Annotated in this window: 22 protein-coding genes and 2 tRNA genes; 18 read left to right on the plus strand and 6 right to left on the minus strand. The window is 73.0% G+C overall.

Features of this window, described 5'->3' with window-relative positions:
* Positions 1-46: 46 nt before the first annotated feature.
* On the plus strand, positions 47-1,273 hold the full coding sequence (locus ACIRSS_RS26885) for a hypothetical protein (protein ID WP_400899547.1): 1,227 nt from the start codon (positions 47-49) through the stop codon (positions 1,271-1,273).
* Here ACIRSS_RS26885 and ACIRSS_RS26890 read toward each other — a convergent pair.
* Complete coding sequence (locus tag ACIRSS_RS26890) at positions 1,270-2,241, minus strand: DUF5937 family protein (protein WP_400899549.1); 972 nt, start codon at positions 2,239-2,241, stop codon at positions 1,270-1,272. The genes ACIRSS_RS26885 and ACIRSS_RS26890 overlap by 4 nt on opposite strands.
* A 67-nt stretch (positions 2,242-2,308) precedes the next feature.
* Between ACIRSS_RS26890 and ACIRSS_RS26895 the strand changes: the two genes are divergently transcribed.
* Positions 2,309-3,514, plus strand: a complete 1,206-nt coding sequence (locus tag ACIRSS_RS26895) for an MFS transporter (protein ID WP_400899551.1) — start codon at positions 2,309-2,311, stop codon at positions 3,512-3,514.
* Here the strand turns inward: ACIRSS_RS26895 and ACIRSS_RS26900 are convergent.
* From ACIRSS_RS26900 to ACIRSS_RS26910, 3 genes are all read right to left on the minus strand, one after another.
* On the minus strand, positions 3,499-4,806 hold the full coding sequence (locus tag ACIRSS_RS26900; protein ID WP_400899782.1) for a jacalin-like lectin: 1,308 nt from the start codon (positions 4,804-4,806) through the stop codon (positions 3,499-3,501). The genes ACIRSS_RS26895 and ACIRSS_RS26900 overlap by 16 nt on opposite strands.
* Positions 4,807-4,911: 105 nt before the next feature.
* Positions 4,912-5,112 carry a hypothetical protein gene (locus ACIRSS_RS26905; protein WP_400899552.1) on the minus strand — a complete coding sequence of 67 codons (201 nt, stop codon included), beginning with the start codon at positions 5,110-5,112 and terminating at the stop codon, positions 4,912-4,914.
* Positions 5,109-5,531, minus strand: a complete 423-nt coding sequence (locus ACIRSS_RS26910) for a DUF6010 family protein (protein WP_400899554.1) — start codon at positions 5,529-5,531, stop codon at positions 5,109-5,111. Before ACIRSS_RS26910 ends, ACIRSS_RS26905 begins: the two co-directional genes overlap by 4 nt.
* Positions 5,532-5,656: 125 nt before the next feature.
* Between ACIRSS_RS26910 and ACIRSS_RS26915 the strand changes: the two genes are divergently transcribed.
* From ACIRSS_RS26915 to ACIRSS_RS26975, 13 genes are all read left to right on the plus strand, one after another.
* Complete coding sequence (locus ACIRSS_RS26915; RefSeq protein WP_400899556.1) at positions 5,657-6,307, plus strand: TetR/AcrR family transcriptional regulator; 651 nt, start codon at positions 5,657-5,659, stop codon at positions 6,305-6,307.
* A 221-nt stretch (positions 6,308-6,528) separates the two neighbouring features.
* Positions 6,529-8,001 carry an amidohydrolase family protein gene (locus ACIRSS_RS26920; protein ID WP_400899558.1) on the plus strand — a complete coding sequence of 491 codons (1,473 nt, stop codon included), beginning with the start codon at positions 6,529-6,531 and terminating at the stop codon, positions 7,999-8,001.
* A complete protein-coding gene (locus ACIRSS_RS26925; protein ID WP_400899560.1) occupies positions 7,998-9,119 on the plus strand; it encodes a M20 family metallopeptidase in 1,122 nt (373 codons plus the stop codon). Before ACIRSS_RS26920 ends, ACIRSS_RS26925 begins: the two co-directional genes overlap by 4 nt.
* Before the next feature lie 31 nt (positions 9,120-9,150).
* Complete coding sequence (locus ACIRSS_RS26930; RefSeq protein ID WP_400899562.1) at positions 9,151-10,035, plus strand: GNAT family N-acetyltransferase; 885 nt, start codon at positions 9,151-9,153, stop codon at positions 10,033-10,035.
* On the plus strand, positions 10,032-11,138 hold the full coding sequence (menC, locus tag ACIRSS_RS26935; RefSeq protein WP_400899564.1) for an o-succinylbenzoate synthase: 1,107 nt from the start codon (positions 10,032-10,034) through the stop codon (positions 11,136-11,138). Before ACIRSS_RS26930 ends, menC begins: the two co-directional genes overlap by 4 nt.
* Entirely contained in the window at positions 11,135-11,287 is a 153-nt protein-coding gene (locus ACIRSS_RS26940; protein ID WP_400899566.1) for a hypothetical protein, read from the plus strand. Before menC ends, ACIRSS_RS26940 begins: the two co-directional genes overlap by 4 nt.
* A 108-nt stretch (positions 11,288-11,395) precedes the next feature.
* The gene (locus tag ACIRSS_RS26945) at positions 11,396-12,775 is read left to right on the plus strand and encodes a serine hydrolase domain-containing protein (RefSeq protein WP_400899568.1); all 1,380 of its coding nucleotides are present in this window, start codon (positions 11,396-11,398) and stop codon (positions 12,773-12,775) included.
* The gene (locus ACIRSS_RS26950) at positions 12,772-13,662 is read left to right on the plus strand and encodes a serine hydrolase (RefSeq protein WP_400899570.1); all 891 of its coding nucleotides are present in this window, start codon (positions 12,772-12,774) and stop codon (positions 13,660-13,662) included. Before ACIRSS_RS26945 ends, ACIRSS_RS26950 begins: the two co-directional genes overlap by 4 nt.
* Positions 13,659-15,245, plus strand: a complete 1,587-nt coding sequence (locus ACIRSS_RS26955; RefSeq protein ID WP_400899572.1) for an ABC transporter substrate-binding protein — start codon at positions 13,659-13,661, stop codon at positions 15,243-15,245. Before ACIRSS_RS26950 ends, ACIRSS_RS26955 begins: the two co-directional genes overlap by 4 nt.
* Positions 15,242-16,222, plus strand: a complete 981-nt coding sequence (locus tag ACIRSS_RS26960) for an ABC transporter permease (protein ID WP_400899574.1) — start codon at positions 15,242-15,244, stop codon at positions 16,220-16,222. Before ACIRSS_RS26955 ends, ACIRSS_RS26960 begins: the two co-directional genes overlap by 4 nt.
* Position 16,223: 1 nt before the next feature.
* A complete protein-coding gene (locus tag ACIRSS_RS26965) occupies positions 16,224-18,113 on the plus strand; it encodes a dipeptide/oligopeptide/nickel ABC transporter permease/ATP-binding protein (RefSeq protein ID WP_400899576.1) in 1,890 nt (629 codons plus the stop codon).
* The gene (locus ACIRSS_RS26970; RefSeq protein WP_400899578.1) at positions 18,110-19,039 is read left to right on the plus strand and encodes an ABC transporter ATP-binding protein; all 930 of its coding nucleotides are present in this window, start codon (positions 18,110-18,112) and stop codon (positions 19,037-19,039) included. The genes ACIRSS_RS26965 and ACIRSS_RS26970 overlap by 4 nt, the downstream gene beginning before the upstream one ends.
* A gap of 26 nt (positions 19,040-19,065) precedes the next feature.
* The gene (locus ACIRSS_RS26975) at positions 19,066-22,413 is read left to right on the plus strand and encodes a serine hydrolase (RefSeq protein WP_400899580.1); all 3,348 of its coding nucleotides are present in this window, start codon (positions 19,066-19,068) and stop codon (positions 22,411-22,413) included.
* Here the strand turns inward: ACIRSS_RS26975 and ACIRSS_RS26980 are convergent.
* Complete coding sequence (locus tag ACIRSS_RS26980; RefSeq protein WP_400899582.1) at positions 22,403-23,317, minus strand: zinc-binding alcohol dehydrogenase family protein; 915 nt, start codon at positions 23,315-23,317, stop codon at positions 22,403-22,405. The genes ACIRSS_RS26975 and ACIRSS_RS26980 overlap by 11 nt on opposite strands.
* Positions 23,318-23,391: 74 nt before the next feature.
* Between ACIRSS_RS26980 and ACIRSS_RS26985 the strand changes: the two genes are divergently transcribed.
* Entirely contained in the window at positions 23,392-23,799 is a 408-nt protein-coding gene (locus ACIRSS_RS26985; protein WP_400899584.1) for a MarR family winged helix-turn-helix transcriptional regulator, read from the plus strand.
* Positions 23,800-24,113: 314 nt separating this feature from the next.
* On the opposite strand, the gene ACIRSS_RS26990 is transcribed toward ACIRSS_RS26985, so the two are convergent.
* Positions 24,114-25,562 (minus strand): DHA2 family efflux MFS transporter permease subunit, encoded by a 1,449-nt coding sequence (locus ACIRSS_RS26990; protein WP_400899586.1) that lies wholly within the window; start codon positions 25,560-25,562, stop codon positions 24,114-24,116.
* A gap of 181 nt (positions 25,563-25,743) precedes the next feature.
* On the opposite strand from ACIRSS_RS26990, the gene ACIRSS_RS26995 reads away from it, so the two are divergent.
* Both ACIRSS_RS26995 and ACIRSS_RS27000 read left to right on the plus strand, forming a co-directional pair.
* Positions 25,744-25,818, plus strand: a tRNA-Val gene (locus ACIRSS_RS26995).
* Between the two features lie 38 nt (positions 25,819-25,856).
* Positions 25,857-25,928 (plus strand) — tRNA-Val (locus tag ACIRSS_RS27000).
* The last annotated feature ends 41 nt before the right edge of the window (positions 25,929-25,969 follow it).

Raw genomic sequence — 25,969 nt, forward strand, 5'->3', positions numbered from 1 at the left:
AAGCGGGTGTACGGATTTTGGATCCCCGTCTGGCGCACTGTCACCCATGCGAATCCGTGAAGTCCTCCTGCTCGCGCTGGCCGTGGCGGCCGGTGCGCTGGCGCTGCCCGGGACGGCGAGCGCCGCCTACAGCGACCCGCTGACCACGACGACCAAGCAGAACCTCGTCTGGCACGCCACCCCCGCCGCGGCGCTGACCGCGCTGGACAACGCGCTGCCGAACGTCAGCCTCAACACCGTCGTCAACGACACCAGCTACGCGATGACCAGCTGCACGACGGCCGAGAAAGCCGCGCTGCCCAAGGCGCCGGTGGCCGCGAAGTCGCTGTGCTGGGACTCCGAACGCGCGGGCAGCACCACCTGGGTGCCGCAGGGCATCACGACCTCCGGCGACGCCGACGACGACGGTCTGTGGGGCGCCGACAAGATCATCCTGTCCGGCTGGCACGGCACCGACGCGCTCGGCCGGTACAACGACGCGCGGATCCAGGCGATCAACTACAACGCCCCCGCCTCCGCCGCGCACCGGATGATGTACCTGGCCGTGCCGAACAGCACCGGCAGCAGCTTCTCCGCGGCGCAGGCGCACATGGGCGGGATGGCCTGGTACGGCGACAAGATCTACGTGACCGCCGAAGGCAACACGTCCACCGCGATCCGGGTGTTCAGCACCAAGCACATCCTGCAGCTGACCGACACGACGTCCAACGCGATCGGCAAGACGTCCGGTGGGTATGCGGCGTACACGTACAAGTACGCGATGATGCAGGTCGGTTACTACACCTACGCCGGTGGCACGTGCAGCATGGCGTCGGACACGGGGGTGCCCTGCTTCTCGTCGATTTCACTGGACCGCAGCACGAGCCCGGCGTCGATCGTGACGACGGAGTACTTCTCCGACCAGAGCCTCCACGGCCGCCTCTACCGCTTCCCGATGGGCACGGACTACCTGCTGACCGGCACCGCGTCCGAGGCGTTCCGCAGCTACGTGGGCAACATGCAGGGCGTCCTGTCCCACGACGGCAAGTGGTACGTGGCCCACAGCTCGGCGACGATCAACGGCCAGCTCTGGGCCCAGACGACGGCGGCGAGCACGTCCGCGACCTGCGGCTCCACGGCCGCGTGCTGGGCGGTCCACCCGGAGGCGCTGACGTACGACTGGTCGACGGGGCTCGTGTGGTCGCAGTCGGAGTGGTCGACGGCGGACTGCCAGGCGCAGAACCAGGTCTGCGGCCGGTCGGTGTTCGCGGTGCCGCTGACGTCGCTGGGCTAGCCGCCGAGCAGGGACGTTCCGAGCGCCGAGATCAGGTACAGGACCTGGCGCCCGGAACGTTCCCGGTCCACCAGGCCGTTTTCGCGCAGCACGGCCAAGTGCTGCGACACCGCGCTGGGCGTGACGCCGAGGGCGCGGGCCAGCTCGGTCGTGGTGGCGGGGGAGCGGAGGGCTTCGAGGAGCCCGGCCCGTGCCCGGCCGAGCAGCCGGACCGTGCCGGCCGCCGGGGGCCGGGTGGCCGCCGTCCACAGGGCGCCGCGGCCGCGGGCCGGGTAGCGGACCGTCGTCTGCGTGGACGTGCTCCGCTTGACCAGGACGTGGGGGCAGCCGAGCACGACGGGGATGAGGACGAGCCCGCCGGGGCCGCGGTGCACCGGGCGGCAGTCGCCGTTCAGCAGCAGCCGCCCGTCGCGCCACCCCAGTTCCGGGTGCAGGCCGGCGAACAGCTTTTCGACGCCGCCCGTGGCGAGCGTCCGGGCGCGGTGGGCGACGTCGGCGTCGAGGACGGCGCGGATCCGCGGCCAGTGCGGGGCGATCAGGCGGTCGTGCGCCTCCCGCAGCTCGCCGGCGATCACCTTCAGCCCCTCCGCCGGCCGCTCGGCGAGCTCGGCGGTCGTCCCGCGCAGGTCCGCGCCGAAGACCCGGCCGAGACTGCGCCGGACCTGCCGCGCGGTGGTCCGCCGGAACGCGGCCAGATCGTCCTCTATGGACGGACCGGCGCCGCGGGGAGCGGGCACCAGGAACTCCGGCCAGTTGGGCCGGTCGCTGACGATCAGCGGCCACGTCCACGGCAGGTCCAGCGGTGCGCGGGCGAGTTCGTCCTCCGCCCAGCGCAGCCACGGCAGCGCGCTCGCCTGCCGTTCGCGGCCGCCCAGCTGCCGCAGGCACGCGACCGTCTCCGACAGCGGGGAGATCGCGACGCGGGTCGCGGCCAGCTCCGCGACGTCGAGTTCGATCGTCAGGACCATGGTCCCGAGTATGTAGCACCGCGCTAAATGGTGTCCCGCTCCGGCGCGGGCCAGCAGGCTCCGGATCATGACCCTGCCGACGGCGTATCGGCGGCTCTGGTGGGCCACCGGCATCGACAACCTCGGCACCGGCGCGTTCACCGCGGCGGTGCCGCTCCTGACCGTCACGGTCACCCACGACCCGCGGCTCGTCTCGCTCGTGTCGGCCGCGGCGTACCTGCCGTGGCTGCTGCTGTCCCTGCCCGCCGGGGCGCTGGCCGACCGCCACGACCGGGCCGCCCTGATGTGGCGCGCCCAAGCGGTGCAGGCCGTGCTGGTCGCCGTGACCGCGATCTTGGCCGCGTGCGGCGCGGCCGGGGTGCCGGTCCTCGTCGTCACGGCGTTCGGGATCGGCGCGGGCGACGTCGTGTTCGGCACCGCGGCCCAGGCCATCCTGCCGGACCTGGTCGCGCAGCCCCTGCTGCCGCGCGCCAACGGTCGTCAGCAGGCCGTCACGACGGTCACCGAGCAGTTCGCCGGCCCGCCGCTGGGCAGCCTGCTGTTCGGCGTCGCGGCGGCCCTGCCGTTCGCCCTCGACGCCGTTTCGTTCGCGCTTTCCGCGGTGCTGGTGGCGACGTTGCCCCGGCGAACCCACGTCGTCCGGACGCGCTCCGCCGTCCGGGAAGGGCTGTCGTGGCTGTTCAGGCATCGATTGCTGCGCACGCTGGCGATCCTGGTGGGCGTCAACACCTTCTGCGGCCAGCTCGCCTTCGCGACGCTGGTGCTGCTCGCCACCGAGGTGGTGCACCTCGACGCGCGCGGCTACGGCCTGCTGCTCGCCGGGGCGGCGCTCGGCAGCGTGCTCGGTGGCCTGGTCAACGCGCGGATCGTGGCCCGGATCGGCGCCCGGGCGGCGTTGCTGGCCGCGCTCGCGGCCAACGTCGGCGCGTTCGCGGGTGTCGGCCTGAGCCGCGATCCCGTCGTGCTCGGCGGGTTCCTCGCGGTGACCGGCTTCGTGACGACGCTGTGGAACATCGTCACCATCGGCCTTCGGCAGCAGCTCGTCCCGGCCGCGCTGCTGGGCCGCGTCACGAGCGCGTACCGCCTGCTCGGCTGGGGCCTGATCCCGGTGGGCACCCTGGCCGGCGGGCTGGTCGCCCATCAGCTGGGGCTGCGGGCGCCCTACCTGGTGGCGGCCGCCGTGCGCGGGATCGCCCTGCTGGCGGTCCTGCCCGTACTGGTCCGGTCGCTGCGTAGTCCTAAGTGGACATATGCTGGTCAGCGGCGGGTGTAGATGAGACCCAGCTGGTCGACCTCGTCGCCCGCCCGGCCGTGGAAGCCCGCGATCTGCCACCCGTCGGGAGCGGTCGCCGTGGTGCAGTCCGCCGTCGTCGTGCCGCCCGCCAGTACGCCGCCCCGGTTCGTCGTGAGGCGGGCGGAGAAGATCCGCGTGTGCCCGTTGTAGCTGCCGCGGCACAGCTCGGCGGACACCGCGTACTCGCCGTCGGCCAGCTGGTAAGTCCGTGCCGTGCCGCCGGTTCCACCGTGGCCGAGGATCGTGCCGTCGGCCAGCGTCAAGCCGATCCGGTCGACGCGGCTGCCCGCGCTCAAGGTCAGCGTCGTGGCGCGCGCGGCCGGCGGGACGCGGTCCAGGTCGGTGAACGGCGTCCCGTGCGGGCCGCCGAAGCGGTCGCTCAGCCGGAACGCGGGGTCGGCCGACCAGCTGAACCGCACGGTCACCGGATCGTGGTCGGACAGCATCGCGCCCGAAGAGTCGAGGAACGCGTTGTGCTCGTTGTTGTAGTACGTCGCGTCCAGGGAGATCTGCTTGTTGCCGCGGTAGAGCACCTTGTCGACGACCTCGCAGGCGTTGGTGACCGCGTTTTCGTCGCACAGAAGGGGATCGCTGCCCGCCGCGGGCGGGACACCGCCGCGTTCAAGCCGGACCCACGCGTCGGTCAGGCCGTTGTCCGCGGCGAACGCCTGGATCGTGTCGGCGGCCCGCGTGTAGCGGGTATTGGTGTCGCCCATGACGACGACCGCGTTGCCCGCCGAATGCGTGGCGATGTACGCCGTGAGCTGGCGCAGGTTCGCCGCGCGCGACGCGAGGTCGCCGTCGTTCGTGCCCGCGTTCGTGTGGATGTTGTACGCGTCGACGTACACGCCTTCGGCGAGCCGCAGCCGGGTGAACGTGAAGCCCTTCGGCGTCAGGCAGTCGCCGGAGTCGAACTGGCACGAGTCCCAGCGGACGCGTTCCAGCTCGTCGGACGGCACGGACGACAGGCTGTTCAGCCCGCTCCCGATCCCGGCGCCGCCGCTGGTCGGCGTCCGGTACGGGTGGGTGTCGGCCGCGTACAGGTTGGCGTGGTAGTTGAAGTCTTCCTGGACGTGCACCACGTCGTACGGGCCGAGGCGCTGCCCGATCGCCGTCGTGCTCGACGCGCGCGGGGTCGGCGCGCTGGAAATGCCCTCGGGCAGCCCGGCGACGTTGTAGCTCAGCACGCTGAACGTGCCGCCGGCGGCGGGGAGGGTGGCGGCGGCGAGCCCGGACGCGGCCAGCAGGGCCGTCGCGAAGGCGGTGAACACTCTGCGCAAGGCGGTGTTCCTTCCGTGGCGGGGGAGCGGGAACAGCCGGCAGGATCGTGAATGAGTTTCACGTTAGCCCGTTGTTCGCGCTCACACAACCGCCCCTCAGCCCCCGGGGTGACCGCACGCGTAGACCGACGCCGAGGCCAGCCGGACGCACGCGGGGCAGGTGTTCACCGGCCGGTCGCGGCGCCCGTGGAACGGGTGCCGGGCGCCGCACAGCGCGATGAGCACGTCGCCCGGCTGCGGATCGGGGTGGCACCGCGGGCAGAAGGCGTGCGCGGCGCGTTCGACGTCGGTGCTCATGCTCCCCCGAGTACCCGGGGCTCCGGCGCGTCAACCCGCCGGGACCGGCGCCACACCGACCGGCCGCCGGTGAAGCACCAGATCGCGATCACCGGGTCGCAGAACGCGCAGCCGAACGACGAGTCGTGCGCGAACGGCAGGATCGGCTGCCCCTTGAGGTGGTGGACGACGTCCCAGCCGGTGTGCAGGAGCCAGCCGATGCCGATGAACGTCCACGAGTCGAGCCCGCGGAAGGCGAGGTACGTCATGACCGCGCTGAACACGAGCTCCCACGGCCCGAGCGCGCCGCCGGAGAGGTAGGCCGCGCCCGCGCCGCCGACCATGAGGGCGTTGAACTTCTGCCGGTGCGGCTCGGCGATGAGGGAGTTGAGCCCGACGTAGAGGAGGCCGATCAGGATCGGCGCGAGCACTGCGATCATGATCGACACGCTAGGAACGGCCGCCCGGGGCGGCCAGTGGCTGTTCTGCCACGTTCCGCCGGTTTCTCGCCAGCCGGGGCGGCTCCGTAAGGTAGGGGGCCGGTGGATGATCAGGTGGTTTCGAAATGAACGTGAAGGCGGCCCGCGCGAGTGCGACGCGGGAAAGCATCCTCGTGACGGCGGAGCGGCTCTTCGCCGAGCACGGGGTGCAGGTGGTGTCCAACCGGCACATCAGCGAGGCCGCCGGGCAGGGCAACAACGCCGCCGTCAACTACCACTTCGGCACGAAGGTCGACCTGGTCCGGGCGATCGTCCGCCGGCACGCCGAGCGCATGGAGCGGCTGCGCGCGGACCTCGTCGAGGCGATCGACGGCGACGGCGACCTGCGCGCCTGGGTGGCCTGCCTGGTCCTCCCGAGCACGACGTACCTGCGCGAGCTCGGCGCCCCGACGTGGTTCGCCCGGTTCAGCGCCCAGGTGATGACCGACCCGGCGCTGCGCGAGATCATCGCCGAGGAGTCGCTGTCGTCCCCGGCGCTGGCCCGCGCGGTCGAGGGGCTGAACCGCTGCCTCGACGGCCTGCCCGCCGACGTCCGCGCGGAGCGCGGCGACATGGCCCGCCAGCTGATGATCCACATGGTGGCCGAGCGCGAGCGGGCGCTGGCCGAGGGCACCCCGACCCCGCGCGCGACGTGGGACGACGCCGGGACGGGCCTGATCGACGCGATCACCGGCATGCTGCTGGCCCCGGTGACCCCGGTTCGTCCGCGCGGCTGAACCCCGCCGCGGCGGCCGGTGCTCCGGTTGCGTCGGGCGGCCGCCCCCTCGCCGCGGGCGGTCTCCGGACAGCCCACTTCTGGGCGGTCACCAGGCCGGTCCACGCGACCCGGTTCGTCCGCGCGGCTGAACGCCGTCGTCCCGGTTCGTCGCCGCGGACGAACGGCCCCGCCGCAAATCCTCCTAACGTCGCCGGGAAGCGACGACGAGGAGGCGGACGGGTGCACACACTTCTGCGGGGCGGCCGGGTCGTGGACCCCGGGAGCGGGTTCGACGGCGTCGCCGACGTCCTGCTGGACGGCGACCGGGTCCAAGCCGTCGGCCCGGATCTCGACGCGCCGGACGCGGTCGTCGTCGACGTCACCGGGCTGGTCGTCGGGCCCGGGTTCGTCGACCTGCACAGCCACGTGCACTCCGTCGCCGGGCAGCGGCTGCAGGCCGTGGACGGCGTCACGACCGCTCTCGACCTCGAAGCCGGGCTGATGCCGATCGAGCGGGCCTACGCCGAAGCCGCGAAAGCCGGCCGGCCGCTGAACTACGGCTTCTCGGCCTCCTGGGGCGCCGCCCGGGCCCAGGTGCTCGCGAACATCGCGCCCGACGCGAGCATCGACAGCGGCCTCGCGATCCTCGGAAACCCGCAGTGGCAACGGAGTTCGTCGAAGAAGGAGCTGGCCGCGTGGCTCGCGCTGCTCGAAGGCGAGCTCGCCGGGGGCGCCCTCGGCATCGGCATCCTGATGGGCTACGCGCCCGCCACCGACCCCGGCGAGTTCCTGGCCGTCGCGCACCTCGCCGCGAAGGCCGGCGTGCCGACCTACACCCACGTCCGCGAGCTGGTCGAAGTCGACCCGGCGATCCCGGTCGACGGCTCCGTGGAGATCGTCGCCGCCGCGGGCGAGACCGGCGCCGCGATGCACCACTGCCACGTCAACAGCACCTCCGGCCACCACATCGACCGCGTGCTCGCCACGCTCGAAACCGCCCGGAGCGAAGGCTCCCGCGTCACCGTCGAGGCCTACCCGTACGGCGCGGGCAGCACGGCGGTCGGCGCCGCCTTCATCGAGCCGGACCGCTTGCGGCTCAAGGGGTTGAAGCCGTCGAGCGTCGTCATCCTCGAGACGGGGGAGCGGGTGCGCGACGAAGCCCGGCTGCGGCAGCTGCGGGCGGACGACCCGGGTGCGCCCTGCCTGCTGGAGTTCCTCGACGAGACCGACCCCCGCGAACGCGGATTGCTGCACCAGGCGCTCGCCTTCCCCGACGCCGTCGTCGCCAGCGACGCGATGCCGGTGTACTGGAAGGACGGCCGCACCGAGAGCACCGAGTGGCCATTGCCGCCGGGTGGCACGACGCACCCGCGGACCGCGGGCACCTTCGCGAAGACCCTGCGCCTGATGGTCCGCGAAACGGGCGCGTGGAGCTGGCTCGAAGCGTTCCGCCGCTGCTCGTACTTGCCCTCGCGGCTCCTCGACGACGTCGCGCCCGCCGCTCGCGGCAAGGGCCACCTCGGCGCCGGAGCCGACGCCGACCTCGTGGTCCTCGACCCCGCCGCGATCACCGACACCGCGACCTACACCGACCCGACCCGCCCCTCAGCGGGCGTCCGGCACCTCTACGTCGGCGGGGTTCCCGTAGTGGGCGACGGAAACTTGAACACCGACGCGCTGCCCGGCAAGCCGCTGCGGGGTGAGCCGCGGTGATCGACGACATCGAGACGCTCGTCCGCTGCGAGTCGCCCTCGGCCGACCACGAGGCCGTCGCGCGCAGCGCCGAGGTCGTCGCCGGGCTCGGCCGGCGCCTCCTCGGCGTCGAGCCCGAACGGATCGTCACCGACGGCTGCACGCACCTGCGCTGGCGGTTCGGCGAAGGCGAGCCGCGGGTCCTGCTGCTCGGCCACCACGACACCGTGTGGCCGCTGGGATCCCTGCGGACGCACCCCTTCGAAGTCCGCGACGGCATTCTGCGCGGCCCCGGCTGCTTCGACATGAAGGCCGGCGTCGTGATGGCCCTGCACGCGGCCGCCGCGCTGCCCGGCCGCGACGGCCTCTCGATCCTCATCACCGGCGACGAGGAGATCGGCTCGCCGCTGTCCCGCTCGCTCATCGAGGAGGAAGCCAAGAGCTGCGACGCGGTCTTCGTGCTCGAAGCTTCGGCCGACGGCGGTGCCCTGAAGACCCGCCGCAAAGGCGTTTCCCTGTACCGCGTCGAGGTCGAAGGCCGTGCCGCGCACGCCGGGCTCGAGCCGGAGAAGGGCGTCAACGCGGGAATCGAGGTCGCGCACCAGATCCTCGCGATCGCCGCGCTCGCCGACCCTGACCGGGGCACCACCGTCGTCCCGACCGCGTTGACGGCCGGGACCACGACGAACACCGTGCCCGCCAAGGCAAGTGTTGCCGTCGACGTGCGGGTGTGGGACGCGGCCGAACAAGAACGCGTCGACCGCGCCATCAGAAGCCTGGCACCGGTGCACGAAGAGGCCCGGATCCACATCGCCGGGGGCATCAACCGCGCGCCGCTGGACGCGCGGGCGTCGGCGGAGCTGTTCGTGCTCGCGAACGAACTCGCGGGCGGAACGCTCACCGAAGCCGCGGTGGGCGGCGCGTCCGACGGCAATTTCACCGCGGGACTGGGCATTCCGACGCTCGACGGCCTCGGCGCGGTCGGCGGCGGTGCCCACGCCGACGACGAGCACGTCGTCGTCAGCGAGCTGCCCCGCCGCGCCGCGCTGCTCGCCGCGCTCACCGAAACCGTGCTGGCGCAACGGAGTTCGTCCGCGCCGACGAACACGCGGGGCGAAACCGGTGCGGGACAACGGTGACCCGCGGGGCTTCTCCGGCCAGGATCGGAGTGTGACAGAAGTCGTGACGAACACAGCCCCGCCGCTGCGGGACGAGGCGGCCGCCGCGGCGACCGCCGCCGCCACGGCCTCGGGGGTCGAAGTCCGGACCCTGGCCGAGGTCGCCGACCTGACCGCCGTGACGCGGCTCTTCGAGTCGATCTGGCGCCCCGCGCCGGGAAACCAGCCGGTGACGTCGGAACTGCTGCGGGCCATGGTCTCGGCGGGCAACTACGTCGCCGGCGCCTTCGACGGGCCCGAACTGCTCGGCGCCTGCTTCGGGTTCTTCGGCGGTCCCGCGAAGGGAGGACTGCACAGCCACATCGCCGGCGTCGCCACCGCCGGACACGGCCGCGGCATCGGCTTCGCGCTCAAGCTGCACCAGCGCGCGTGGGCGCTGCGCCAGGACGTCCCGGTGATCTCGTGGACGTTCGACCCGCTGGTGCGCCGCAACGCCCACTTCAACCTGACCAAGCTCGCCGCGCTCCCGGAGCAGTACCTGCCCGACTTCTACGGCCCCATGAACGACGGCATCAACGGTGCCGGCGACACCGACCGGATCATGGCCGTGTGGCACCTGGCGAGCCCGGCCGTGCGCTCGGCCGCCGAAGGCTCGCCCGCTCCCTTCGACGCGGCGGCGCTCAGGGCCCAGGGTGCCGCGGTCGCGCTGGCGGCGGACTCCGGCGGCGGCCCGGTCACCGGAGCCGCCGACGCGCCGCTCGTGCTCGTCGCCGTGCCGCCGGACATCGAGACGCTCCGGCGCGCCGACCCCGACCGGGGCCGCGCGTGGCGGGTCGCTTTGCGGGAGGTGCTCGGCGGCCTGCTCGCCGACGGCGCCTCGGTCATCGGATTCGATCGGGCCGGCTGGTACGTGGTCGCGAAGGAGCGAACGTCGTGAAACTCACCGGAGTGGAACTGCTGCGCGTCCGGATGCCCCTGGTGGCACCGTTCCGGACGTCGTTCGGCACGCAGGCCGAACGCGAACTCCTGCTCCTGCGCGCGGTGACCTCCGAGGGGGAGGGCTGGGGCGAGTGCGGGGCGATGGTCGACCCGCTCTACTCGTCGGAGTACGTCGACGGCGTCGAGCACGTCCTGCGGACCTTCCTCGTGCCCGCGTTGCTGGCCGCCGACGACCTCACCGCGAACAAGGTCGCGCCGCTGCTGGCGAAGTTCAAGGGCCACCGGATGGCCAAGGCCGCCCTGGAGATGGCGGTGCTCGACGCCGAGCTCCGTGCGCACGGCATGTCGTTCGCGACGGCACTCGGGTCCACAAAGGACTCGGTGCCGTGCGGGGTGTCGGTCGGCATCATGGAGACGATCCCGCACCTGCTCGACGTCGTCGGCGGCTACCTGGACGCCGGGTACGTGCGGATCAAGCTGAAGATCGAGCCGGGCTGGGACGTCGAGCCGGTGCGCGCCGTCCGCGAACGCTTCGGCGACGACATCCTGCTGCAGGTCGACGCGAACACCGCGTACACGCTCTCGGACGTGCCGCAGCTGCAGCGGCTCGACCCCTTCGAGCTGCTGCTGATCGAGCAGCCCCTCGAAGAGGAGGACGTGCTCGGCCACGCCGAGCTCGCCAAGCACATCCGGACGCCGATCTGCCTGGACGAGTCCGTCGTCTCCGCGCGCTCGGCCGCCGACGCGATCAAGCTCGGTGCCTGCCGGATCGTCAACATCAAGCCGAGCCGCGTCGGCGGGTACCTGGAGGCGCGGCGGGTGCACGACGTCTGCGCCGCGCACGGCGTCCCGGTGTGGTGCGGCGGCATGATCGAAACCGGGCTCGGCCGGGCGGCCAACGTCGCGTTGGCGTCGCTGCCCGGGTTCACCCTGCCCGGCGACACCTCGGCGTCGGACCGGTTCTACACCAGCGACATCACCGAACCGTTCGTGCTCGAAGGCGGCCGGCTGCCGGTGCCGTCCGGACCGGGCCTCGGCGTCACGCCGATCCCGGAGCGGCTCGCCGAGGTCACCACCGCCAAGTCCTGGCTGACGTCATGACCACAGTGGACGCGGTGGCCGCGCGGGTCCGGGAGTACGCGCTCAAGGCGGCGGTCGCCACGTCGAAGGCGCGGGTCCGGGTCGCGGTGGCGTACGCGGCGGTGCGGGCCGCGCCGTCCCGGCGGTTCCGGCCGCGCGACCCGCGGTGATTCGTCCCCCGCGATGAAAGTTCCGCCGGGTCTCGTCGGTTTCGACGAATCGGCCGCCCCGGTTCCCGTCCTAGCATCCCCGCAACGCCGGTCCCCAGAGAGGCAACCATGTCGAAACTCACCGAACTCGCCGCCTGGCTCGAGACCCGGCTCCCCGCCGTGCTGGCCGAACACGACGTGCCCGGCGCGGCCGTGGCCGTGTACGCCGGCGGCGAGATCGTCGACCACGCGGCCGGGGTGCTCAACAAGGGCACCGGCGTCGAGGCCGACGCCGACTCGCTGTTCCAGATCGGGTCGATCACCAAGATCTGGACGACCACGCTGGCCCTGCAGCTCGCCGACGAGGGCCTGCTCGACCTCGACCAGCCGGTGCGGAAGTACCTGCCGGAGTTCACGATCGCCGACGAGGAGGCGGCCGCGCGGATCACGGTCCGGCAGCTGATGTGCCACACCTCCGGCTTCGAAGGCGACATCTTCACCGACACCGGCCGCGGCGCCGACTGCGTCGAGAAGTACGTCGCCACCCTCGGCGACGTCCCGCAGCTGTTCCCGCCCGGCGAGATGTTCTCCTACAACAACGCCGCCTTCTGCGTGCTCGGCCGGGTCGTGGAAGTGCTGCGCGGCAAGTCCTACAACGACTGCCTGGCCGACCACCTGTTCGTCCCCTTGGGACTGACGCACGCCGCGGCCAGCCCGTACGAGGCGATCCGCTTCCGGGCCGCGCTCGGCCACCTCACGCCCGAGCCCGGTGCCGACCCGCAGCCCGCGGGCGTCTGGGCGCTGGCGGCGTCCAACGCCCCGGCCGGCTCGATGCTCGCCATGCGCCCGCGCGACCTCGTGACGTTCGCCGGCATGCACCTGCGTGACGGCGAAGGCCCGGACGGCACCCGCGTGCTCGGCGCGGAAAGCGCCCGCGCCATGCGGGAACGCGTGGTGGAGCTGCCCGACCTCGGCATGATGGGCGACGCGTGGGGCCTCGGCTGGTCGCTGTCGGAGGGCGGCGCGGTCGTCGGTCACGACGGCGGCACGATCGGCCAGTCGGCCTTCCTGCGCCTCGCGCCGGAGCACGGCGTCGCCGTCGCGCTGCTGACCAACGGCGGCAACCCGATCGCCGTCTACCACGAAGTCGTCGGCCACCTCCTGAAGGAGCTGACCGGCATCGAGCTCAAGGCGCCGCCGGTGCCCGACCCGGCCGCGCCGCGGATCGACGCCACCCGGTACGTCGGCGAGTACTCGTCGTCGGTCGCGGACATCACGGTCAGCCAGGACGACGACGGCCGCGTCTGGGTCGAGCGCGTCCCCAAGGGGATCTTCGCCGAGCTGGCCAAGCCGGAGAAGACCGAGCTGGTCGCGATGAACGGCGACACGCTCATCCTGCGCGAGCCGATGCAGGGGATGTACCTGCCGCACGCCTTCGTCGGCGACGACGGCACCGGCCGCGCGCTGTACCTGCACACCGGCCGCGCCGACCGGCGGGTGAGCGCGTGAGCAAGGTCGAACAACGGATCGCGGACGCCTTCCTGGCGGCCGGCGCGCGGGGTTTCCTGCACGCGCGGGAGATCGGCGGCGAGGGGGAGGTGGCCGTCGGCGCGGACGACCCGGTGGTGCTCGCGTCGGTGTTCAAGATCCCGGTCGCCGTCGCCTACGCCCGCGAGGTCGTCGCCGGCCGGCTGGACGAAACCGAGCGCACCCGTGTCAGCCAGCGCTACCGCATCGGCGGGATCGGCACCGCGGGCTGCGCTGACGACGTCGAAATGACCTGGCGCGACCTCGCGCTGTTCATGCTGACCATGAGCGACAACGCGGCCACCGACGTCATCTACCACCGCGTGGGCCAGGCCGCCGTCGACCGCGTCCTCACCGATCTGGGCCTGCACCGCACCCGGCTGATCGGCTGCTGCGAAGACCTCTTCGCCTCCGTCTTGGCGGACCTCGGCGCGACCGAGGACGCCGACCTCGAGGCCGTGTTCGCCGGGGCGACGCCCGAACGGACGTGGAAGCTCGCGGTGCTCGACCCGGAGCGGACGACGTCGTCCACGCCCCGGGAAGTCACCACCCTGCTCGAAGCGATCTGGACCGACCGCGCCGGCGAGCCCGCCGCGTGCGAGCGGGTCCGCACGATCATGGCGCAGCAGATCTGGCCGCACCGGATCTCCTCCGGCTTCGGCTCCGACGTCGCCGTCGCGGCCAAGACCGGGACGCTCCCGGCCGTCCGCAACGAAGCCGGCGTCGTGTCCTACCCGGACGGCCGCCGGTTCGCCGTCGCCGTCTTCACCCGCGCGGACTCCCTGGCCGAGCGGCAACCCGCCGTCGACGCCGCGATCGGCAAGGCCGCCCGCCTCGCCGTGGACCACCTCCGGAAGGAAACGCCATGACCAGGACTCGGACGGCGGGGGTCGTGCTCGGGGTGCTCGCCCTCACCGCGACCGCCTGCGGGGGATCGGGCAGTGCCGGCAGCGGGGACGGCACGCCGGTCGACGGCAAGACCTTCAGCCTCGGCGTCGGCTCCGACCCCGGCAGCCTCGACCCGCACATGACCGTGCTGTCGGTGGCCATCCAGGTCGACCGGTTCCTCTACGACACGCTGCTGAACCTCGACGACAGCGGCAAGCCGATCGCCGGGCTGGCCGCGAAGTGGGAGGCGTCGACCACGACGGCGTCCTTCACGCTGCGCCAAGGCCTCACCTGCGCGGACGGCACCCCGCTGACCGCCGCCGACGTCGCGGCCAACATCAACTTCATCGGCGACCCGGCGAACAAGTCGCCCATCGCCGGGCTGTACATCGCGCCGGGCACCAAGGCGACCGCGGACGCGGCCGGCACGATCAGCGTCACCAGCGGGAAGCCGGACGCGTTCCTCGCCCGCAACGTCGGCGGCGTGCCGATCGCCTGCGCCAAGGGGCTCGCCGACCGGAAGCTGCTCGCCAAGGGCGAGGCCGGCACCGGGATGTTCACCGTCAGCGAGGCCGTGCCCAACGACCACTACACGTTCACCCGCCGCAAGGACTACACGTGGGGGCCCGGCGACTGGAAGGCCGAACCGGGCCTGCCGGACAAGGTCGTCGTCCGGGTCATCCCGAACACGACGACCGCCACCAACCTGCTGCTGTCCGGCGAGCTGAACGCGGCGCAGATCAACGGGCCGGACCGGCAGCGGCTGGAGGCGCGCAAGCTCTTCCACGCCGACTTCACGGCCCCGATGGGCGAGGTGTTCTACAACGAGGTGGCCGGGCGGCCGGGGCAGGACGAAGCCGTCCGCCGCGCGCTCACCCAGGCCCTCGACCTGCCCCAGCTCGGCAAGGTGCTGACCAGCGGCGCGGGCAAGCCGTCGAAGGGCATGATCACGAACGAGCCGGAGGTGTGCCCGGGCGACACCGTCACCGGGAACCTGCCGGCCCACGACCCGGCCGCGGCGGCGTCCGCTTTGGACGCCGCGGGCTGGACGAAGGGCGCGGACGGCGTGCGCGCCAAGAACGGCAAGAAGCTTTCGCTCACCGTCCTCTACGGCACCCAGCTCGGCCCGACGATGGCGCCGACCGCGGAGCTGGTCCAGCAGCAGTGGAAGTCGCTCGGCGCCGACGTGGCGCTCAAGGCCGTCGACAGCCCCGGCCTCAGCCAGGTCCTGTTCGGCACCGGCGAGTGGGAGGTCTCCCTCGCCCCGGTCGGGTTCTCGCTGCCGAGCCAGCTGGTGCCGTTCGTGTCCGGCCCGGCCGCGCCCGACGGGACGAACTTCGCCCACGTCGCCAACCCCGGGTACGACCAGGCTGCTCAGCAGGCGGCGGCGAAGCCCGGCGACGCCAGCTGCGCGGACTGGAACACGGCGGAGACCGCGCTGATCAAGCGGGTGGACGCGGTGCCGTACTTCGACTCCGTCGTGCCGACCTACGCCAGCGGCGCGAAGTTCGCCCTCAGCCAGGGCAGCCTGACGCCGGCCTCGATCCGGATGTACGCGAAATGACCACGGCGGCGGCGCCCGCCGGCCTGCGGGGCAACCCGTGGCCGGCGTTCGCCGCGCGGCGGCTGGCCCGGTTCGCCGTCTCGCTGTGGGCGCTGCTCACCGCGGCGTTCCTGATGATCCACCTGGTTCCGGGCGACCCGGTGCGCGCGTCGCTCGGGATGACCGCTCCCGCCGCGCTGGTGGCGGCGAAGCGGGCCGAGCTCGGCCTGGACGACCCGCTTTGGGTGCAGTACGGGCACTACGTGCGCGGCCTGCTCACCGGCGACTTCGGGACGTCGATGGCGAGCGGGCAGCCGGTGGCGCAGGTGATCGGCGACCGGCTGCCTTCGACGTTGCAGCTGGCCGTGCTGGCCTTCGCGGTCGTGGTCGTCGTCGCGGTCCCGGCCGGCGTCGGCTTCGCGGTGCTCACCCGCGGCGGCCGCCGCCGGGGCGCGGAGCTGGGCTTCACGTCGGTGAGCGTGTTCATCGCCGCCGTCCCCGAGTTCCTGATCGGGGTCGGGCTGGTCGCGCTGCTCGCCGTCGGCCTCGGCTGGTTCCCGGTGGCGGGCACCGACGACGCGACCTCGTACGTCCTGCCCGTGGCGGCGCTGGCGATCGGGCCGGCGGCGGTGCTGGCCCGGATCATCCGCGTCGAGCTGCTTTCCGTGCTGGGCGCCGACTTCGTCCGCACCGCGCGGGCGAAGCGGCTGCCCGCGCGGCTGGTCTACATCCGGCACGCGCTGCCGAACGCGCTGACCGCGACGCTCACCCTGGGCGGCCTGATGCTGACCGCGATGGTGGCGGGCACGGTCCTGGTGGAGAACGTGTTCGCCTGGCCCGGCCTCGGCTCGACGATCGTGCAGTCGATCGTGACGAAGGACTACCCGCTGGTGCAGGGGATCGTGCTCGTCTACGGCGTCGGCGTGCTGCTGGTCAACCTGCTGGTCGACGTCGTGCTCGGGTTGCTCGACCCCCGCTCGGCGATTCGGGAGGCCTGAGATGGCGCGACGACGTGGATCGGCGTGGACGGCCGCCGTGCGCACCCCGGTGGGCGCGTGCTCGGCCGTGCTGCTGGCCGTGGTGGTCCTGCTGGCGGTGGTCGCCCCGCTGGTGTGGGGCGACGCCGCCGGGGCCATCGACACCGACGCGATCGGCCAGGGCCCGTCGGGTGCGCACTGGTTCGGCACCGACTCCCTCGGCCGCGACCTGTTCTTCCGCACCCTGGTCGCGACCCGGCTCTCGATCGGGCTCGCCCTCCTGGCGACCGCGATCGGCGTCGGGGTCGGAGTCCTGCTCGGGACGCTGCCGTCGGTGCTGCCGCGGTGGGCCGGCCGGCTGCTCGTCGCGGCCGTCGACATCGCGGTCGCGTTCCCCGGGCTGCTGCTGGCGCTGTTCTTCGCGGTGATCTTCGGCGTCGGCACGCAGGGCGCGGTGCTGGCGATCGCGTTCGCGATGGCGCCGGGGTTCGCCCGGCTCGTGCAGACGCTGTCGGCGTCGGTGAGCGGGCGCGACTACATCGCCGCGGCCCGGATCGCCGGTGTCGGCCGGATCCGGCTGCTGGCCCGGCACGTGCTGCCCAACATCGGGGAGCCCCTCGTCGTCAACGCGACGATCGGGGCCGGCTCGTCGCTGCTCGCGTTCGCGGGGCTGTCGTTCCTCGGGATCGGCGTGCAGGCCCCGGACTACGACTGGGGCCGGCTGCTGCGCGAAGGCCTGGACGGCATCTACGTCAGCCCGGTGGCCGCGCTCGCGCCCGCCGCGGCGGTGGTGCTCGCCGGGCTGGCGTTCAACCTGGTCGGGGAGACGGTGGCCGCGGTGGTCGGCGTCCGCACCCGCGCCTCGCGGCGCGCCGCGGGACCGCTGCCGGCCGCGTCGGGGGACACCGTCGGGGCCGACCCCGCCGCCGACGCGGTGCTGGTCGTCGAAAACCTCCGGGTCGCGTTCCCGGGCCCGGCCGGGTGGACCGTGCCGGTGCGCGGGGTGAGCTTCAGCGTCCGTCGCGGCGAGGCGATCGGCGTCGTCGGCGAATCGGGCTCCGGCAAGAGCCTGACCGCGCTGGCGGTGTCGCGGCTGATCGAAGCGCCCGGCGTGGTCACCGCGGACCGGCTGGAGTTCGACGGCAAGCCCGTGGACAAGGCGCCGGACCGGGAGCTCGGCACGTCGCTGGCGATGGTCTTCCAGGACCCGATGACGTCGTTCAACCCGGCCCGCCGGGTCGGGCGGCAGCTCGCCGAGGTGTCCGAACAGCACCACGGCCTGTCCCGGCGTGCGGCGTTCGCCCGCGCGGTCGACCGGCTGGCCGCGGTGCGCGTCCCGGCCGCGGCCCGGCGGGCCCGGCAGTACCCGCACGAGTTCTCCGGCGGCATGCGGCAGCGGGCGATGATCGGCATGGGCCTGATGGGACAGCCGAAGCTCGTCATCGCCGACGAGCCGACGACCGCGCTCGACGTCACCGTGCAGCGGCAGGTCCTGCGCCTGCTCGCCCGCACGCGCGAAGCGGAAGGCGCGGCGATCATGCTCATCAGCCACGACATCGCCGTCGTTTCCCAGACGTGCGAACGGATGCTGGTGATGTACGCCGGGCGCGTGGTGGAGGACCTGCCGACCGGGAGCCCGGCCCAGCACCCGTACACGCGGGCGCTGCTGGCCACGACGGTGGACCTCGACACCGACCGCGACGAGCCCCTGGCCGTGATCCCCGGCCGCCCGCCGGAGCCGGACCAGGTGCCCGGCGGCTGCGCGTTCGCCGCCCGCTGCCCGCTGGCGTCGGAGGAGTGCCGGACCGAGGACCCGGTACTGGCCCCGACCGCGGAAGGTCACCGGGTCGCCTGCTGGCACCCGCAGGTGAGTGTCCTTTCCGGACAGTCGCACGAGGAGGGAGCGGCATGAGCGCGCTGGAGTTCGACGCCGTGAGCGTCCGCTACGGCCGGCTGACCGCCGTCGACGGCGTCAGCCTGACCGTCCCTTCCGGACAGGTCGTCGGCCTGGTCGGCGAGTCCGGCTCGGGCAAGTCGACGCTCGCCAGGGCCGCGGTCGGGCTGGCGCCGGTGCACGCCGGCCGGGTGCTGCTCGACGGCGTGGACGTGCGCCGGCTGCCCCGGCGCCGCGGGGTGCAGATGGTGTTCCAGGACCCGTACTCGTCGCTGGACCCGCGGATGGCGATCGGCGAGTCGATCACCGAGGCCATGCCCCGCGGCACGGCCCGGGCGGCCCGCCGTGCCGAGGTGGCCCGGCTGCTCGAGCTCGTCCAGCTCGACCCGGAACGCGCCGCGATGCGGCCCGGGCAGCTCTCGGGCGGGCAACGCCAGCGCGTCGCGCTCGCCCGGGCGCTGGCCGGGCAGCCGAAGGTGCTGATCGCCGACGAGATCACCTCGGCGCTCGACGTCTCGGTGCAGGGCGCGGTGCTCAACCTGGTCCGCGACGTCCAACGGCGGCTGGCGCTGTCGATGCTGTTCATCTCGCACAACCTCGCCGTGGTGCGGTACGTCAGCGACCTCGTCGCCGTGATGTACCTCGGCCGGATCGTCGAGGCCGGGCCGGCCGAGCAGGTGCTCACCGACCCTCAGCACCCGTACACGCGGGATCTGCTGGCTTCCGCGCCGTCCGCGCACCGCAGCCTGCTCGCCGACACCGACGACCCGCTCGCCGACACCGAACCCGCCGACCCGCACCACCCGCCGGCCGGCTGCCGCTACCACCCGCGCTGCCCGATCGGCCCGCTCGTGCACACCGACCGCACGCTCTGCACCCAAGCCGACCCGGCCGACGACGCCGCCCACCGGCCGCACCGCGCGGCCTGCCACTTCGCCGCGTGAAACCGTTTCCCACAAGGAGATCCCGCATGACCCGACGTCTGGGCACCGACGACCTGTACGCCCTGGAGTTCCCCGAACAGCCGGCGATCTCGCCCGACGGCACCCGGATCGTCTACGCGGTGCGCACCGCGGACCGCGAAAAGGACACCGACACCCGCTCGCTCTGGCAGGTCGCCACCGGCGGCGGCGAGGCCCGCCGGCTGACCCGCGGCCGGGCCGACGGCGCCCCGGTGTGGTCGCCGGACGGCACGCGGATCGCGTTCCTGCGCGCCCAGGACGGCCCGGCGCAGCTGTGGCTGCTGCCCGCCGACGGCGGCGAGCCCGAGCAGGTCACCACCCTGCCGCTCGGCGCGGGCACCCCGGTATGGCGGCCCGACGGCGCCGAGATCGCCTTCAGCGCCCCGATCGACCTCGCGGCCGAGGAAGGCGAAGACGACGGCGCGCAGGGCCGCCGCGGGAGCGCCCCGGTGGTCGCCGACCGGCTCGACTTCAAGGCCGACGGCGCCGGCCTGCTGCGCACGCTGCGCCAGCACGTCCACGTCCTCGACGTCGCTTCCGGCGAGGTCCGGCGGGTCACGACGGGGGACTGGCACGCCGGCGACCCGGCCTGGTCGCCCGACGGCGGCCGGCTGGCCTTCCCCGCGGCGCGCGACGCCGACTCCGACCTCACTTTCCGGTCCGGCGTCTACGTTCTCGACCCCGGCGACCGCACCGCCGAACCGCGACCGGCGGGCTCGGCCGAGGGCATGGCCGGGACGGTCACCTGGACCGCGGACGGCGAAGCCCTGCTCGTCATCGGCCGCCTCGACACCGCGCCGGGCCACGCCGGGCTGCTGCGCGTGCCGCTGGACGGCGGCGAGACCGTCGACCTCGCCGCGCCGCTCGACCGCAACGTCATGCCGGGCGGCCCGGGCTACCCCGGCGCGGTCCCGCGGCTCGCCGGCGACGGCTCGACGGTCCTGTTCTGCGTCCGGGACCGCGGCTGCACGCACCTGTACGCCGTCGACGTCACCGGAGGGGAGCCGCGGCGCGTCCTCGGCGAGGCCGGCACCGCCGTCGACGGGCTGAGCGTCGCCGGGACCACCGCGGCGGTCGTGCTGACCACGCGGACGTCGTTCGGCGAGGTCGCGACGGTCGACGTCACCGGCGGAGAAGCGCGGGTGCACACCGCGCACGGCCCGGACGAAATCGAGCTGTTCACCCGCGAGGAGCGGGAGTTCACCGTCTCCGACGGCACGGTCGTGCACGGCTGGCTGCTGCGCGACCCCGCCCGCACCGGCCCGCTCCCGCTGCTGCTCGACATCCACGGCGGCCCGCACAACGCGTGGAACGGCACGGCCGACGCCGTGCACGTCCACCACCAGGAGCTCGCCGCCCGCGGCTGGGCGGTGCTGCTGCTCAACCCGCGCGGCAGCGACGGCTACGGCGAAGCGTTCCTGACCGCCGCGGTCGGTGCCTGGGGCGTGGCCGACGCCAAGGACTTCCTCGAGCCCCTGGACGACCTCGTCGCCGAAGGGGTCGCGGACCCGCGGCGGCTCGCGGTGACCGGCTACAGCTACGGCGGCTTCATGACCTGCTACCTCACCAGCCGCGACGACCGGTTCGCCGCCGCGATCGCGGGCGGGGTGGTCAGCGACCCGGTGAGCATGGCGGGCACGTCCGACAGCGGGCACTACCTCGGGGTCGCCGAGCTCGGCGCCGTCCCGTCGGAGAACCGCGCGCACTACGCGGCGCTTTCCCCGCTGGCGCAGGTGGAAAAGGTGCGCACGCCGACGCTGGTGGTGCACGGCGCCGACGACGACCGGTGCCCGGTGGGACAGGCCGAGCAGTGGTTCACCGCGCTGCGCGAGCAGGGCGTGCCCAGCCGGCTGGTGCTCTACCCGGGCGCGTCGCACCTCTTCATCCTGGAGGGCCGGCCGTCGCACCGCGTGGACTTCAACCGCCGCGTCGTCGACTGGGTCGAGCAGTACGCGGGGGAGCCGGGCAAGCCGGCGCGGGTGCCGCTCGACGCCGCGCACTGGCGCCGGCGCTTGGCCGAGCTCGCGCGCAAGCACCGCGTCCCCGGGGCGGCGCTCGGCATCCTGCGCCTCGACGGCGACGAGGTCGTCCAGGTGAGCCACGGCGTGCTGAACAAGGCGACCGGCGTCGAGGTCACCGACGACTCGGTGTTCCAGATCGGCTCGATCACCAAGGTGTGGACGGCGACCGTCGCGATGCAGCTGGTCGACGAAGGGCTGCTGAAGCTCGACGCGCCGATCGTCGACGTCCTGCCCGAGCTGCGGCTCGCCGACCCCGACGTCACGAAGAAGGTGACGCTGCGGCACCTGCTGACCCACACCAGCGGCATCGACGGCGACGTCTTCACCGACACCGGCCGCGGCGACGACTGCCTCGAGAAGTACGTCGCGATCCTCGACCAGGCCGCGCAGACCCACCCCCTCGGCGCGACGCTGTCCTACTGCAACTCGGGGTTCGTCCTGATCGGCCGGGTGATCGAGAAGCTGACCGGCAAGACCTGGGACGCGGCCCTGCGCGAGCGGCTGTTCACCCCGCTCGGCCTCAAGCGGACGAGCACCCTGCCGGAGGAGGCCCTCCTGCAGCGCGCGGCGATGGGGCACGTCGCGGCGGGCGACGCCGAGCCGGAACCGGCGCCGGTGTGGGGCCTGCAGCGTTCGGCGGGCCCGGCCGGGCTCATCACGGCGTCGACCGACGACGTGCTGGCGTTCGCCCGCCTGCACCTGACCGGCGGCCTCGGCCCGGACGGCTCGCGCGTGCTCTCGGCGGAGTCCGCCCAGGCGATGACCGAAGAGCAGTTCGAGATGCCGGACAAGGACACCCTCGGCGACTCGTGGGGCCTCGGCTGGATCCGCTTCGGCTGGGACGGCCGGCGCGTCTACGGCCACGACGGCAACACGATCGGGCAGGCGGCGTTCCTGCGGATCCTGCCGTCGCACGGGCTGGCGGTCACGCTGCTCACCAACGGCGGCAGCACCCACGACCTCTACGAAGAGCTCTACCGCGAGATCTTCGCCGAGCTGGCCGGGGTCGCGATGCCGCAGCCGCTCGAACCGCCCGTGCCGGCTCCCGAGGTCGACGCCTCGGAGTTCCTCGGCGTCTACGAGCGGGAGTCGGTCCGCACCGAGGTCCTCGACCGGGACGGGAAGCTGTGGATCCGCCAGACGGTCACCGGCCCGCTCGCCGAGCTGGTGCCGGAGCCGACGACCGAGGACGAGCTGGTGCCGGTCGGCCCGGCGCACTTCGCCTACAGCCCGGCGGGCATGCGCGGCTGGGTGTCGGTGACGTTCTACGAGCTGCCGACGGGGGAGCGGTACCTGCACTCCGGCGTGCGGGCGACGCCGAAGGTCAAGGAGTGACGACGACGCGCTGAGCCGTCCCGGTGTCCCGCCAGGCCGTTTCGACGTCCTGGAGGGGCACCGGGCGCGCGTCGATCCGGAAGCGCCCGATCTCGGTGACGAGGGTTTGCAGCTCGGCGACGATGTCCCGGGTGGGCACCGAGCCCTGCCCGCTGCCGACGAGCTGCAGGCGCGCGGCCCGGAGCGCGGCCGAGGGGAGCTCGATCGCCGGTCCCGCCACCGAGCCGATCTCGACCCACGTCAGCGGCCGGCCCCGGTCCGCGCGTTCGGTGACGATCGTGCGCAGGGCGTCGGTGGTCGGCGGTCCCCAGACGTAGTCGAGGACGACGTCGACGTCGGCGGCCTTGCCGAGTTCGTCGAAGGTGAGGGTGTCGTCGGCGTGCACGTCGGCGAGTTTTTCCGGGTCGCGGCCGGCGGCGATCACCCGGCCCGCACCGAGGTGCTTCGCGACCTGGACGGCGAGCCGTCCCGCGTTCCCGGTGGCGCCGAGAACCAGGACGTCCCGCCCGGCGGTGAACTCGATCCGCCGGCGCAGGGCGATCCACGCGGACATCGCGGGGTTCATGCCCGCGGCCACGGCGATGGGGTCGGCGTCCGCGGGCAGCATGACGCTGCGTCCGGTGTCGACGACGGTCCGTTCGGCCATCGAGCCCAGCGACGTGTCGGGCAGGACGAAGTACCGGAGCGTGCCGTCGGGGCCCCTTCCGACGCCGTCGATGCCGGGGACGAGCGGAAGTTCACCCCTTCCGGTGTAGTGCTCGCCCTTGGCCTGGGAGCGGACCCGGGGGTGCAGCCCGGCGGCGACGACGTCGACGACAATCTCGTCTTCGGTGCGTGGCCGGGGATCGGCGAAGTCCCGGCAGACGGGCGGAGTACCGAACTCGGTGACGACGGCTGCGCGCATGACTGCTCCTGTTAGTTGGGAATGCCCACTACTTTAGATGGCATTACCAACTAGTTCAAGGTAGTCTCGGCGGCATGACCGAACCCGACGAGGTGCTGGACAACCTCGCCCAGGTGTCCTTCGCGGTGATGGCGCGGCTGAGCGAGGTCGCGGCGGCGCACGAGCTTTCCCTGACGCAGCTGCGGGTCCTGGGCATCCTGCGCGACCGCACGCCGAAGATGGCGGAGCTGGCGACGCACCTGGGGCTGGACCGGTCGTCGGTGAGCGGCCTGATCGACCGGGCGGTCCGCCGGGGTCTGGTTCTCCGGGAGGCCAGCCGCGACGACGGGCGTTCGGTGCGCGTCAGCCTGACCCCGGCCGGCGTCGCGCTGGCTCGTGAACTGACGGCGGAGGCGGGGCGGGCGATGGCCCCGCTGACGTCGGGGCTGGGAACGGCGGACCGCACCCGGCTGGGCGTCCTGCTGGGACGGATGCTGGCATGAGCCCGGTCACGTCGGGAACACCTGCGCGGCCAGGGCGTTGTAAGGGGTGTCGGTACGGAGGAGTCCCCGGGCCTCACCCAATGCCTTCACGGAGTGCCAGTCCGGCTGGAGCCGTGTAGCGCCACTCGCCGCGAGGCGACCCCCGTACCGGCCTCGAACTCCCGTTTCCGCTCGCAGGTTCCCCCCAGCCTTCGCCGAGCGGAAGCGGGACTTTTTCGTCCTCAGTGGACGCTGCGGGGCTGCGGGGCTGCGGTCTGCCGCGGTGGGTCGTGAGTGAGAAACAGTGTTCTAACACTGTTTCTCGCTCACGACCGTCAGTGCTTCGGTGCGGCCGCCGCCCCCGGAGTCGACTTCCGGATGAACCAAGTCCCCGCGAAGGCCAGCAACCCGATCACCCCGGCCACCACGAACGCCGCCCGGAGGCCCGAAGCGTCCGGCCCCGCGGCCGCCCCGTCCGCGCTCCACAGCGTCGCCACGCTCACGAACACCGCCGTCCCCAGCGCGCCCGCCACCTGCTGCAGCGTCGAGAGGATCGCGCTCCCGTGCGAGTACAGGTGGTCCGGCAGCACGCCCAGCGACTCCGTGAACAGCGGCGTCATCATCAGCCCCAGCCCGGCCATCAGCAGCACGTGGATCCCGATCACCGCGATCAGCGGCGACCCCGCCCCCAGCGTCGTGAACAGCCACAACGACACCGCCATCGCCGCCGCGCCCGGGATCACCAGCGGGCGCGCGCCGACCTTGTCGAACAGCGCCCCCACCGGACGGCCCAGCAGCCCCAGCACCAGCCCGCCCGGCAGCACCGCCAGCCCGCTCACGAACGTGCTCGTGTGCAGCACCGTCTGCAGGTACAGCGGCAGCAGGATCGCCGCCGCGCCGATCAGGCACACGAACAGCAACGCCGTCAGCACCAGCGCCACCACGAAACTCCGGTGCGTGAACGGCCGCAGGTCCAGCAACGCCCGGTCACGCCGCTGCAGCCGCAGCTGCCGCCACGTGAACACCGCCAGCGCGACCACACCCACGACGATCGGCACCCACGCCGGCACCAGTGGTGCCGCCCCGGCCTGCTCGCCGGTCGACGACAGCCCGTACAGCACCCCGCCGAACCCGATCGCCGACAGCAGCACCGACGGCACGTCCAGCGGCACCCGCCGCGTCTCGCTCTCCAGCCGCAGCTGCAGCGCCCCGGTCACCAGCGCCGCCACCGCCAGCGGCAGCACGATCCAGAACATCCACCGCCAGCCCAGCGACGACAGCACCGCGCCACCGATCGTCGGCCCGATCGCCGGTGCCACCGCGATGACGATCGTGATCGTCCCCATCGTCGCGCCCCGCCGCTCCGGCGGCACCAGCCGCATCACGGTCGTCATCAGCAACGGCAGCATCACCGCCGTCCCGCACGCCTGCACCACCCGCCCCGCCATCAACATCCCGAACCCCGGCGCGAGCGCGCACAGCAACGTCCCCAAGCTGAACGCCGACAGCGAGAACAAGAACACCTGCCGCGGCGAGAACCGCTCCAGCAGGAACCCCGTCGTCGGGATGACCACCGCCATCGTCAGCAGGAACCCGCTGGTCAGCCACTGCACGGTCGTCGTCGGCACCCCCAGGTCGACGGTCAGGTCACGCAGCGCGACACTCAGGATCGTCTCGTTGAGGATCATCACGAACGCGGACAGCACCAAGACCCCGATGAGGAGCCCCGGGCGCACCGGAGCGCGATCCAGGTCGGCGGGCGGGGTGGACACGGTGTCGGTCATCGGGGCGAGAGCTCTCCTGATCGGGCGCGGCCGCCGGCGACAGCAGGCGGTCTCCTTGCAGTCTGCCCGTTCCGTCGCCTTCGTGTCACGGCGGTTTCCGCCGTGCCCGCGGTCACAGGGGACCCCCCGCTGACGCTCCGAAACCGTCCGATATGCTTCAGCGAGTACGGAGTTCCGCAGCGCGCGATTAGCTCAGCGGGAGAGCGCTTCCCTGACACGGAAGAGGTCACTGGTTCAATCCCAGTATCGCGCACCACGAGCCCACCCCCGGGAACTCGTGGAAGTCCGTACCGCGGGCGATTAGCTCAGGGGGAGAGCGCTTCGTTCACACCGAAGAGGTCACTGGTTCGATCCCAGTATCGCCCACGAGATGGTTGAGAGGGTCATGTTCGCGGAAAGCGCGAACA

Origin of the sequence: Amycolatopsis sp. NPDC101161, from assembly GCF_044768185.1 — a bacterium.
Classification (GTDB): Bacteria; Actinomycetota; Actinomycetes; order Mycobacteriales; family Pseudonocardiaceae; genus Amycolatopsis.